The sequence below is a fragment of the Mycobacterium sp. genome (genome assembly GCF_039583805.1).
GTDB lineage: Bacteria > Actinomycetota > Actinomycetes > Mycobacteriales > Mycobacteriaceae > Mycobacterium.
This window is the reverse complement of the sequence record NZ_JAVKSH010000028.1, coordinates 12,114-22,911: the sequence shown is the minus strand read 5'-3', so window position 1 is coordinate 22,911 and position 10,798 is coordinate 12,114. Positions and strand designations below refer to the sequence as shown.

At 70.9% G+C, this 10,798-nt stretch carries 14 protein-coding genes and 2 pseudogenes; 8 read left to right on the top strand and 8 right to left on the bottom strand.

Annotation, left to right across the window (positions count from 1 at the left end):
• Positions 1-23: 23 nt before the first annotated feature.
• Genes ABDW21_RS05650 through ABDW21_RS05640 form a run of 3 tightly spaced genes read right to left on the bottom strand, consistent with a single transcriptional unit; the run spans position 24 to position 2,348 of the window.
• The gene (locus tag ABDW21_RS05650) at positions 24-812 is read right to left on the bottom strand and encodes an exodeoxyribonuclease III (RefSeq protein ID WP_343710179.1); all 789 of its coding nucleotides are present in this window, start codon (positions 810-812) and stop codon (positions 24-26) included.
• Between the two features lie 25 nt (positions 813-837).
• Positions 838-1,755: a GNAT family N-acetyltransferase gene (locus tag ABDW21_RS05645; protein WP_343600584.1), complete on the bottom strand. Its 918-nt coding sequence runs from the start codon at positions 1,753-1,755 to the stop codon at positions 838-840.
• Positions 1,752-2,348 carry a peptide deformylase gene (locus ABDW21_RS05640; protein ID WP_343710175.1) on the bottom strand — a complete coding sequence of 199 codons (597 nt, stop codon included), beginning with the start codon at positions 2,346-2,348 and terminating at the stop codon, positions 1,752-1,754. The genes ABDW21_RS05645 and ABDW21_RS05640 overlap by 4 nt, the downstream gene beginning before the upstream one ends.
• 151 nt (positions 2,349-2,499) lie before the next feature.
• Between ABDW21_RS05640 and ABDW21_RS05635 the strand changes: the two genes are divergently transcribed.
• From ABDW21_RS05635 to ABDW21_RS05605, 7 genes are all read left to right on the top strand, one after another.
• Positions 2,500-2,808, top strand: a complete 309-nt coding sequence (locus ABDW21_RS05635) for a DUF3263 domain-containing protein (RefSeq protein ID WP_343600586.1) — start codon at positions 2,500-2,502, stop codon at positions 2,806-2,808.
• A gap of 72 nt (positions 2,809-2,880) precedes the next feature.
• A complete protein-coding gene (locus tag ABDW21_RS05630) occupies positions 2,881-3,336 on the top strand; it encodes a LytR C-terminal domain-containing protein (RefSeq protein WP_343600587.1) in 456 nt (151 codons plus the stop codon).
• A gap of 10 nt (positions 3,337-3,346) precedes the next feature.
• Entirely contained in the window at positions 3,347-4,075 is a 729-nt protein-coding gene (locus ABDW21_RS05625; RefSeq protein WP_343600588.1) for a superoxide dismutase family protein, read from the top strand.
• A complete protein-coding gene (locus ABDW21_RS05620) occupies positions 4,056-5,207 on the top strand; it encodes a glutamate--cysteine ligase (protein ID WP_343600605.1) in 1,152 nt (383 codons plus the stop codon). The genes ABDW21_RS05625 and ABDW21_RS05620 overlap by 20 nt, the downstream gene beginning before the upstream one ends.
• A complete protein-coding gene (locus ABDW21_RS05615; RefSeq protein WP_343600589.1) occupies positions 5,207-5,872 on the top strand; it encodes an LON peptidase substrate-binding domain-containing protein in 666 nt (221 codons plus the stop codon). Before ABDW21_RS05620 ends, ABDW21_RS05615 begins: the two co-directional genes overlap by 1 nt.
• 38 nt (positions 5,873-5,910) lie before the next feature.
• Positions 5,911-6,168, top strand: coding sequence for a CopG family transcriptional regulator (locus ABDW21_RS05610; RefSeq protein WP_343600590.1), 258 nt, complete (start codon positions 5,911-5,913; stop codon positions 6,166-6,168).
• Positions 6,165-6,602 carry a type II toxin-antitoxin system VapC family toxin gene (locus ABDW21_RS05605; RefSeq protein ID WP_343600591.1) on the top strand — a complete coding sequence of 146 codons (438 nt, stop codon included), beginning with the start codon at positions 6,165-6,167 and terminating at the stop codon, positions 6,600-6,602. The genes ABDW21_RS05610 and ABDW21_RS05605 overlap by 4 nt, the downstream gene beginning before the upstream one ends.
• 77 nt (positions 6,603-6,679) lie before the next feature.
• Here ABDW21_RS05605 and ABDW21_RS05600 read toward each other — a convergent pair.
• The 5 genes and pseudogenes from ABDW21_RS05600 to ABDW21_RS05580 form a co-directional block, all read right to left on the bottom strand.
• Positions 6,680-6,841, bottom strand: a pseudogene (locus ABDW21_RS05600) (hypothetical protein); the annotation flags it as partial.
• A gap of 1 nt (position 6,842) precedes the next feature.
• Positions 6,843-7,697 carry a CDP-diacylglycerol--serine O-phosphatidyltransferase gene (gene pssA / locus ABDW21_RS05595; RefSeq protein ID WP_343600592.1) on the bottom strand — a complete coding sequence of 285 codons (855 nt, stop codon included), beginning with the start codon at positions 7,695-7,697 and terminating at the stop codon, positions 6,843-6,845.
• Entirely contained in the window at positions 7,694-8,401 is a 708-nt protein-coding gene (locus ABDW21_RS05590; RefSeq protein ID WP_343600593.1) for a phosphatidylserine decarboxylase, read from the bottom strand. Before ABDW21_RS05590 ends, pssA begins: the two co-directional genes overlap by 4 nt.
• Before the next feature lie 26 nt (positions 8,402-8,427).
• Positions 8,428-9,642: a gephyrin-like molybdotransferase Glp gene (gene glp / locus ABDW21_RS05585; protein ID WP_343600606.1), complete on the bottom strand. Its 1,215-nt coding sequence runs from the start codon at positions 9,640-9,642 to the stop codon at positions 8,428-8,430.
• Positions 9,642-10,565 (bottom strand): SDR family NAD(P)-dependent oxidoreductase, encoded by a 924-nt coding sequence (locus ABDW21_RS05580; protein ID WP_343600594.1) that lies wholly within the window; start codon positions 10,563-10,565, stop codon positions 9,642-9,644. Before ABDW21_RS05580 ends, glp begins: the two co-directional genes overlap by 1 nt.
• On the opposite strand from ABDW21_RS05580, the pseudogene ABDW21_RS05575 reads away from it, so the two are divergent.
• Positions 10,564-10,798: pseudogene (locus ABDW21_RS05575) on the top strand (hypothetical protein); the annotation flags it as partial. The gene ABDW21_RS05580 and the pseudogene ABDW21_RS05575 overlap by 2 nt on opposite strands.

The following is a 10,798-nucleotide window of genomic DNA, read 5'->3' as shown; positions in this document are numbered from 1 at the left end:
GCAAAGGTACAGGGAAAGCACCGTCACGGGCGGCGCAGATCGACCACGACCGGCGCGTGGTCGCTGGGCGCCTTGCCTTTGCGCTCGTCGCGCACGATCCGCGCGTCAACGACCCGGGCGGCCAGGGTGGGCGACGCCAGGATGAAATCGATGCGCATCCCCTGTGCCTTCGGAAAGCGCAACTGGGTGTAGTCCCAGTAGGTGTAGGCGCCTGGCCCCGGCGCGAAAGGCCGTACCACGTCGGTGAATCGGGTGTCGAGGACGGCGGTGAAGGCGGCGCGCTCCGCCGCCGAGACGTGGGTGGCGCCGCGGTAGTACTCGACACTCCACACGTCGTCGTCACTCGGGGCGATGTTCCAGTCCCCGGCCAGCGCGATCTGCGCCGACGGGTCGTCGCGCAACCATCTGTCTGCTGTGTTACGCAGCGCGGCAAGCCAATTCAGCTTGTAGGTGTAGTGCGGATCGTCCAGGGCCCGGCCGTTGGGCACATACAGGCTCCACACCCGCACGCCCGCACAGGTGGCGGCCAGCGCGCGGGCTTCGGGCCGGCCGTTCCAGCCCGGCTGGCCCTCGAAGCCGAACTCGACTTCGCCCAGGCCGACCCGGGATGCGATCGCCACACCGTTCCACTGGTCGACACCCAAGTGCGTCACCTCGTAGCCGAGCTCGAAGAACGGCAGCGCCGGGAACTGGGCGTCGGCGCACTTGGTCTCCTGGACGGCCAGCACGTCGACCTCGGCCCGCGCCAGCCACCCGAGCACCCGATCGAGCCGGGCGCGAATCGAGTTGACGTTCCAGGTGGCCAGCCGCAGCACGCCGTCGGGCATGACCCCGACCCTACGTCGCCAGCAAAGCCTGCGCCGGAAGGTAACGGCAGCGGTGCTGCGGGGTGAATCCCAGCGCGGCGAACAGCGCGAGCGCGGCGACATTCCCGTCGACGACCTGCGCGTAGCCGCGGGTTGCGCCCTGCCCCGCGCCCCATGCCAGCAGTGCCGCGCACAGCGCCCGGGCATGTCCCCGGCGGCGGCCGGCGTCGACGACCCGCACCGCCGACAGTCCCACCCAGCGGACACCGTCGGGCGCCGAGGTCACCGCCGCCCGTGCGACGGCGACGTCCTTGTGGCTCGCGAACGTGATCTCGCCGTCGACCACGGCGGTCAGCACGTCGACGGGCACGTCGCGGGCGTAGCAGGCCAACCAGTCGGGGCTCGGGCGTTCCTGCAGCGTCACGTTCGGCGACGACCGTGCCGCGGGCGTCACGCCGGACAGGTCGCACACCAGCATCCGGGCCTCGCATTCGGCGGCCACGTCGGCGGCCAGCGGGATCAGCCGGTCCGGGATGGCCAGCAGCGGTGGCAGGCCTCGGCTCGCATACCAGTCGACGATTGTCGGCACCGCATCCCGTCGAGCTGAAAAGTCCAGTGGGACAGCTGAATTCGCGCGACGAGTCGATCCGTGGCCGGCGCGCAGCAGCCAGCCCCGCAGCCACTGCTGCTCGACGCCGGGCCATGCCAGCGCCGCAGCGTGCTCGACCGCGCGGATCTGCGAGTTGCGCACCCGCGCGTCGGTGAGCCGCCGGACCGTGACCACGTCGGCGGGCGAGAACTCGACCAGCTCGCCGTCGTTGGTCTGCACCCGCACTCGCGGCTCGACCGCGACGAGGTGACCGACCGCGTCGGAGAACGGCGGCTCGGACCCGGGCGGGCGGCGGTACCGCACGCTGACTCGTGCGCCGACGTTCGGCAGGGCGGTCATCGGTGGCCGAACGGGTCCGGACCCTCACCCGGCGTCCACGACAATCCGGGCACCCCCCAACCGTGGGATTTGACCGCGCGTTTGGCGGCGCGGGCATGCCGGCCGACCAGCCGGTCCAGGTAGAGGAACCCGTCGAGGTGGCCGGTCTCGTGTTGCAGCATCCGCGCGAAAAGCCCGGTGCCCTCCAGGGTGACGGGGCGGCCGTCGGCGTCGAGTCCGGTGACCCGGGCCCACGTCGCGCGGCCGGTGGGAAACGACTCGCCGGGCACCGAGAGGCACCCCTCGTCGTCGTGGTCGGGGTCGGGCATCGTCTCGGGCACCGCCGAGGTGTCCAGCACCGGGTTGACGACCGCGCCGCGGCGTCGTTCGGACTGTCCGCGGTCGTCGGCGCAGTCGTAGACGAACACCCGCAACCCGACGCCGATCTGGTTGGCGGCCAGCCCAACTCCGTACGCGGCGTCCATCGTGTCGTACATGGTGCTGATCAGCTTCGGCAGGTCGGCGGGCAGCGAGCCGTCGTCGGCCACCGCAACCGGCGCGGTGGGAGTGCGGAGGACCGGATCTCCCACGATACGAATGGGTACGACCGCCATGGTCGGCAAGCTTAAGGCCGCCGACGACGCGGCCCGCAACACCGGCCGCGACTCGCGGGGCGCGGTTACCCGACAACAGTTGCGGGCGTGGTTGAATAAGCGCCGATACAGCGAGAATTCGGGAATTCGCCGGAAGGGTCGAGGAAGCACTATGGACAGCGCCATGGCGCGGGCTAATCGATCAGGCGACGACTCTCCGCTCGCCGACGGGCTCACCCGTCGCGAGCACGACATTCTCTCGTTCGAACGTCAATGGTGGAAGTACGCCGGGGCCAAAGAAGAAGCCATCAGAGAGTTGTTCGCCATGTCGGCGACGCGCTACTACCAGGTGCTCAACGCCCTGGTCGACCGGCCCGAGGCCCTGGCCGCCGACCCGATGCTGGTGAAGCGGCTGCGCCGACTACGCGCCAGCCGGCAGAAGGCACGCGCGGCGCGCCGGCTCGGCTTCGACGTGCCGTAGCGCCCCCTCACGTCGCAGCCGCCTGTTCGGCGCGGTGTGGTTTTCGGGTAACACCTGGCTACAGTGGCCTCGATGAGTGAACGCGTTCCGGATTCCTCCGGGCTACCTCTGCGGGCCATGGTGATGGTGCTGCTGTTTCTCGGTGTGATCTTCCTGCTGGTGGGTTTCCAGGCGATGGGCTCCAGCGGGAGCTCCGACGACGACTCGGTGTCCGCCCTGACGACCAGCACCATGGCATCGCCGACGGAGGTCCCGGCGAAGCCCGATGTGCGGGTGTACAACATCTCCGAGCAGGAGGGTGTGGCCGGGCGCGTCGCCGACCAGCTCAAGGCGGACGGCTACCCCGTCACCGAGGTCGGCAACCTGTCCCTGCCGGACGTCACGACCACCACGGTGTACTACGGCGGTGAGCCGGGCGAGCGTGATGCCGCCGACGCGGTCGGAAAGGCGCTGGGCGCGCCGGTCGAACCGCGAATCCCCGAGGTCTCCGACCAGCCTCCGGGGGTCATCGTGGTGGTGGCGGGATAGGCTTTCGGGCATGCTCAAGCCCAGTATTCGCACAGCCCTCGCCGCCGCCTCGTCGGCGGCACTCGTCGCCCCGGTCGCGCTGCTGAGCGCCTGCGCACCTAACGAGTCGCCGTCCTCGGCGCCCGGGACCACGCCGCCGGTCTGGACCGGATCCGCGGCGCCGCAGACCGCACCGCCCGAGGCCGGGCCGGTGGCGCCGGAGAGCCTGACCACCAATCTGAAGGCGCCCGACGGCACCACCGTGGCGACGGCGACGTTCGAGTTCGACAAGGGCTCGAACGGGGGCTCGGACAAGGGTTATGTCACCGTCACCGTGCAGACCGTCGGCGTGGGGCAGCTGTCACCCGGCTTCCACGGCCTGCACGTGCACCGGGTGGGCAAATGCGAGCCCAACTCGGTGGCCCCGGCCGGCGGTCCGGCCGGGAACTTTCTCTCCGCCGGGGGGCACTACCAGGCTCCGGGGCACACCGGAGACCCCGAGAGCGGTGACTTGACGTCGCTTCAGGTACGCCAGGACGGCGCCGGGCTGCTGGTGACCACCACCGACGGGTTCACCAAAGAAGAGCTGTTTGCCGGTGACGGGACCTCGATCATCATCCACGCCGCCGCGGACAACTTCTCCAACATCCCCGCGGAGCGCTACACCCAGGTCAACGGGACACCGGGCCCCGACGAGACGACGATGTCCACCGGTGACGCCGGCAAGCGGGTGGCGTGCGGTGTCATCGGCGCCGGGTAGCGGGCCGGCCAGCAGGGCTGCGGCCCACATCGAGTTCGCCCGGTCCCCACGGCCCACCGTCGGCGTGGAATGGGAGTTCGCGCTGGTGGACGCCCAGACCCGCGACCTGAGCAACGAGGCTACCGCGGTCATCGCCGAAATCGGCGAAAACCCTTGCGTGCACAAGGAATTGCTGCGCAACACGGTCGAGATCGTCAGCGGGGTGTGCGACTGCACCGCCCAGGCGATCGACGATGTGCGTCGGACACTGGGCACCGCCCGCGAGATCGTCCGCGCCCGTGGCATGGAGCTGTTCTGCGCGGGGACGCATCCGTTCGCGCGGTGGTCCACCCAGAAACTCACCGACGCGCCACGCTACGCCGAGCTGATCAAGCGCACCCAGTGGTGGGGCCGGCAAATGCTGATCTGGGGGGTGCATGTGCACGTCGGAATCCGCTCCGCGCACAAGGTGATGCCGATCGTCAGCGCGCTGCTCAACTACTACCCGCACCTGCTGGCGCTGTCGGCGTCCTCGCCGTGGTGGGGCGGTGAGGACACCGGCTACGCCAGCAACCGGGCCATGATGTTCCAGCAGCTGCCCACCGCCGGACTGCCGTTCCACTTCGCGAGTTGGCGGCAGTTCGAGCGTTTCGTCCATGACCAGAAGAAGACCGGAATCATCGACCACATGGATGAAATCCGTTGGGATATAAGACCTTCGCCGCATCTTGGCACAGTGGAGGTGCGGGTGTGCGACGGGGTCTCCAATCTGCGGGAGTTGGCCGCGCTGGTGGCGTTGACGCACTGCCTGGTCGTCGACCTCGACCGTCGGCTCGACGCCGGCGAGACGCTGCCGACCATGCCGCCCTGGCATGTGCAGGAGAACAAGTGGCGCGCCGCCCGCTACGGGCTGGATGCGGTGATCATCCTGGACGCCGACAGCAACGAACGGCTGGTCACCGACGACCTCTCCGATCTGCTGGAGCGCCTGGAGCCGGTCGCGAAGTCGCTGCACTGCGCCGACGAGCTGGCCTCGGTCGCCGACATCCCGCGGATGGGCGCGTCCTACCAGCGACAGCGCCGGGTCGCCGAGGAACATGACGGAGACCTGCGCGCGGTGGTCGACGCGCTGGTCGGCGAGTTGGACATCTGATGGCCCTTGGGCCGGAACCCGTTGAGCGGCCGATGTTTCCGCTCGAGTCGGCGCTGCTGCCCGACGAGGAGCTGGCGCTGCACGTGTTCGAGCCCCGCTACACCGCGCTGGTTGAGCACTGCCTGCGCAACGCCGACCCCGATTTTGTCGTGGTGCTGATCTCGCAGGGCGGCGAAGTCGGCGGCGGCGACATCCGTTGCGATGTGGGCGTGCTGGCCGGCATCGTCGAGTGCGTCGATCTCGGCTCCGGGCGGTATGCGCTGCGCTGCCGGATGGGAGAGCGGATCCGGGTGTGCGACTGGCTGCCGGACGCCCCCTATCCGCGGGCAATGGTGCAGGCCTGGCCCGACGAGCCCGGAGATGCCGTGACCGATGCCCAGTTGCGTGCGGCCGAGGACCAGATGATGGCGGTGTTCGAGCGGATCGCGCAGGCTCGCGGTGCCGTCGTGCCGGCTCGCGACGTGCTGCTCGGCCCGCCCCAGGGTGATGCGGGAAAACGGCTGTACGCGTTGGCATCCCGTGTCCCGATGGGTCACGCCGACCGGTACGCCGTGCTGTCGGCGCCGTCGGCGGCGGACCGGCTGGCGGCGCTGCTGGAAGCGGTGGAGTCCGTCGCCGCGATGGTGGAATTCCAGCTGTCCGACGACGGACCCGCGCCCCGCTAGCATCATGACAGCATGTATCTTGCTGTTATGATGCCGCTATGCGAACCACGGTGACGCTCGACGCAGATGTTGTCGCCGCCTTGCAGCGCGCAGTCCGCGAGCGGGGAACGTCGTTCAAGGCGGTGCTCAACGACGCGGTGCGGCGTGGGCTGAGCGGCGAGCCGGTGCAGCGCCGCTATCGCACGCCGAGTCGCGACATGGGGCTGCGTGAAGGATTCGACATCGACAAGGCGCTCGCGCTGGCGGCTGCCGACGAAGACGCGCAGACCCTGCGCAAGCTCGCGCTGCGTAAATGAAGCTGCTCGACCTGAACATCCTCATCTACGCGATGGACGCGTCGTCGCCACGTCATGACACGGCGCGGGACTGGCTCGACGAGACTCTCTCGGGTTCGGACACCGTCGCTTTCGCATGGCATGTCCTCGTCGGATTCGTGCGGCTGTCCACCCGCTCGGCGATTTTCGCCCGGCCGCTGACGGTCGGCGAGGCATTCGACGTGATCGACGGATGGCTGCAGCAGCCGTGCGTGACGGTGCTGCATCCGACCGACCGTCATGCAACGGTGCTGCGTGGGTTGTTGACTCCGCTCGGCGCTGCGGGCAACCTGACCAGCGACGCCCACCTGGCCGCCCTGGCCATCGAAAGCGGCGCCGAACTGTGCTCAACCGATGTCGACTTCAGCCGGTTCCCCGGCGTGCGATGGGTCGATCCGTTCCCGGCGGTCGGCTGAAAACAGCCGACCAGCCGCGTGCTCGTGTCGATCGACCGGGTGTCACCGTCCAGCTCGGTCAGCAACGCGTCCACGTCGGCCACCGCGGCCGTGGTCCGCGACCCGATCAGCGACACCGCGTCCCATTCCCGAATACCAAGCGCAGCAATGGCTTCCGGGCGCAGCCGCAACACCCCGCGGCGTGAGTCGGCCGCTGCGGTGTTCAGCCGCGCGGTCAGCGTCGACTGCGCGGGCGTCATGTCAGCGGCCCGGTTTGCGCAAGCCCAGCCGGGCCACCGACCGGCGGTGGGGTTGTTCACGGCGGCTCGCCCGCCGCACGGCGCGGCGCTGCTTGGGCCGCTCGTCCCAGACTTCCGGATGCGCGGCCAGCCAACGGTAGCTGCGCACCGAGAACGGGATGTGGCACAGGTAGGCCACGATGGCCACCATCACCAGAATGTAGGGGAACAGCAATGCCGCCGCCGCGACGATCGCCAACGCCGCCAGCAGCACCGCCGCCAGATTCGGCGGCACCGACAGCGCGTGCATCTTGCGCATCGGGATCCGGCTGACCACCAGCACCGAGCAGGCCGCCACCCAGCCGCACACCACCCACGGCGACGTCCACCAGCCCTCGCCGAACTGGAGTTTGGCCGCCAGCGGGCCCAGCGTCGCGATCGCACCGGCCGGTGCGGGCATGCCGACGAAGAACTCCCGGGTGTAGGCCGGCAGGGTGGCGTCGTCGAGCAACGCGTTGAACCGGGCCAGCCGCAACACGATGCACACCGCGTAGAGCAGCACCACCACCCAGCCCGCCGGCAGCGCCGACAACAACGACACGTAGACCACCAGCGCCGGGGCGACGCCGAAGTTCACCGCGTCGGCCAGCGAATCGATCTCCTCGCCCATCCGCGACTCGGCGTCGAGGATGCGCGCCACCCGGCCGTCCAGCCCGTCAAGGATGGCGGCGGCGGCGATCAGCGCCATCGCGACGTGCGGCTGGGCCTCCAGCGCGAACTTGATCGAGGTGAGCCCCGCGCAGATCGCCAGCACGCTCATCGAGCTGGGCAGGATGCGCAGGTTGACCGTTCGCCTCGGCCGCGGCTTGGTGATCATTCCAGTTCGGCCAGCACCGTTTCGCCGGCCACCGCGCGTTGACCGACGCTGACCAGCGGCGCGGTCCCGGCGGGCAGGTAGGTGTCCAGCCGCGACCCGAACCGGATCAGCCCGTAGGTGTCCCCGATCGACAGTGTGTCCCCGGTGCGCGCGTAGCAGACGATGCGCCGCGCCAGCAGCCCGGCGATCTGCACCGCGACGATCTCCGCGCCGCCGGCGGTGCGGATTCGCAGGCTGGTGCGTTCGTTGTCGGCGCTGGCCGCAGGCAGGTTGGCCGAGCCGAAGCGACCCGAACGGTGCACCACGTCGACGACCTCGCCGCTGACCGGGGTGCGCTGGACGTGGGCGTCCAGCAGCGACAGGAAGATACTGACCCGCGGCAGCGGGGTGTCGCCCAGCCTCAGCTCGGCGGGCGGTGCCGCGGTGTCGACGGCGCAGATCCGCCCGTCGGCGGGTGCGACGACGACGCCGGGCCGGGCAGGCGGCACCCGCGGCGGATGCCGGAAGAACCCGGCGCACGCGCCCGCGGCGAGCAGGCCGGCCCGCCGCAGCCACCGGTGGTGGCGACCGGCCGCGGCCACCGCCAGCCCTGCTGCGACGAACGGCAGGCCGGCGCGGTGCACCGGTACAACGCTGGAGCGCGCCAGCGCCAGCAGGTGACGTGCTCCCGCGTCGTCGGGGTCGGGGCGTGGGCGTCGGGCCACCCGGTCATCTTACGGAGCGTCGGCCCTCAGCTGAGATCCCAGATCTGCAGCGCCGATCCGGCGGCGATCTCGGTGACGTCCTCGCCGATGTCGAGCAGGCAGTTCGCCGAGGCCAGCCAGCGCAGATGGTGCGACGCCGGGGGGCCGTAACTGAGCACGGTGCCGGCGTCGGCGTCGAACACCCCGCGGCGGAACTGCCGCTTGCCGCGCGGCGACGTCAGCGTCTCGGCGAGCACGGCCGAGCGCCGCGGCCGATCCGGATGCGGCAGGCCCATCGCCGCGCGCAGCGCCGGACGGATGAACACCTCGAAGGACACCAGCGCGCTGACCGGGTTGCCGGGCAGCGTGACGATGGGGGTGCCGGCCACCCGGCCGAGGCCCTGCGGCATCCCGGGCTGCATCGCGACCTTGACGAACTGCACGCCCTGGTCGCCGTCGCGGCCGAACGCGTCCTTGACCACTTCGTAGGCGCCGGCGCTGACGCCGCCGCTGGTGACGATCAGGTCGACCCCCCCATCACGGGCGGCGTAGCGGTCCAGCAGCGCGCCGAACTGCGCGACGTCGTCGCCGGCGGTCGGGGCGGCGACCACCTCGCCGCCGGCGTCGCGGACGGCGGCAGCCAGCATGACCGAGTTAGACTCGTAGATCTGGCCCGGCTGCAGCGGCGTTCCGGCCGGCACCAGTTCGGTTCCGGTGGAGATCACCAGCACCCGTTGCCGCGGGATCACCGTCAGCTCCGACAGGCCCAGCGCGGCGGCCAACCCGACCACCGCCGGGGTGGCCGGCTGCCCGGCCCGCAACACCGTGGTGCCGGCGGCGACGTCCCCGCCGGCGCGGCGAATGTGGCGTCCCTCGGCGGTGGGCGCGGTGATCGTGACGACGTCGGTGCGCCCGTCGGTGTCCTCGACCGGCACCACCGCCGTCGCTCCGGCCGGCATCGGCGCGCCGGTCATGATCCGGTGCGCGGTACCCGGCGCGAGCGTCGGGATGTCGGTGCGTCCGGCCGGAATGTCCTCGGCCACCGGCAGTGTCACCGGATGCTCGACCGTTGCGGACGCCACCTCGGCGGCCCGCACCGCGTAGCCGTCCATCGCGGAGTTGTCGAACACCGGCAGCGACACCGCGGCGGCCACGTCGGCGGCCAGCGCCAGGCCCTCGGCGTCGACGAGTCCGGCGGAGACCGCGGGCCGGGCCGTGATCAACTCGGCGACGACACGCTGATGTTCCTCAACCGAGCGCATCACACCGGGAACGTGACGCCGGTCAGCTCTTCGGAGACCGCCCACAGCCGCTCCTGCAACTCCTCGTCGCGGGACTGCGCGCTGGATGACACCAGCTTCGGATGCCCCCGCTGCTCGCCGGGGCCGCCGGGACCGTAGTACTGCCCGCCCTGCACGTCCGGGTCGGTGGCGGCGCGCAGCGTCGGCAGCGCACCCATGGCCGCACTCTGGAACAGCACCGGCCCGAGCACCGCGACCGCCGGCTTGAAGATGGCCGGCACGTTGCGGGCCAGCTCGGTGTAGGAGCCGCCCGGATGAGCGGCGACGGCGATGGTCGGCCTGTCCGCCGCCGCCAGCCGGCGCTGCAGTGCGTAAGTGAACAGCAGGTTGGCCAGCTTGGACTGCCCGTAGGCGCCGACCCGGCTGTAGCCGCGCTCCCACTGCAGGTCGTCGAAGTGGATTGCCGCGCGCATCCGGTGGCCGAGGCTGCTGACGCTCACCACCCGCGAACCGCGAACGCCCAGCAGGTGATCCAGCAGCAGCCCGGTCAGCGCGAAGTGGCCGAGATGGTTTGTGCCGAACTGCATTTCGAAGCCGTCGGCGGTGAGCTGTCTGGGTGTCCACATCACCCCGGCGTTGTTGATCAGCAGGTCGATGCGGGGATACGCCGCGCACAACGCGTCGGCGGCGCCGCGCACCGAGTCCAGCGACGCCAGGTCGAGTGCCTGCAGGGTGACGTCGGCCGCCGGGTGGGCTGCGACGATGCGGGCCAGCGCGGCGTTGCCCTTCTCCAGGTTGCGCACCGCCAGCACGACGTGCGCGCCGCGAAGGGCGAGCACCGCGGCGGTGTGGTAACCGATCCCGGTGTTGGCCCCGGTGACGACGGCGACCCGGCCACTCTGGTCCGGCACGTCGGCGGTGCTCCATCTGGCGGCTGGGCTCATGGCCGGAAACGATACCCACCCGCTGCCGCTGCCACCGGGCCGGCGCAGCCGGATCGGGGCCGGTGGCATCCTCATGAGCGTGGACGACGGCACGCCGGGGATCGTGGGTATGGCCGAACCGGCGCATCGGCCCAGCCGGCGGGCCCCGCTGCGGTGGGCGGTGGGCGGGTCGGTGCCGTGGCTGGTGCTGGCCGTCGGCCAACTGGTGTGGGCCGCGGTGGACCGGCACAGCT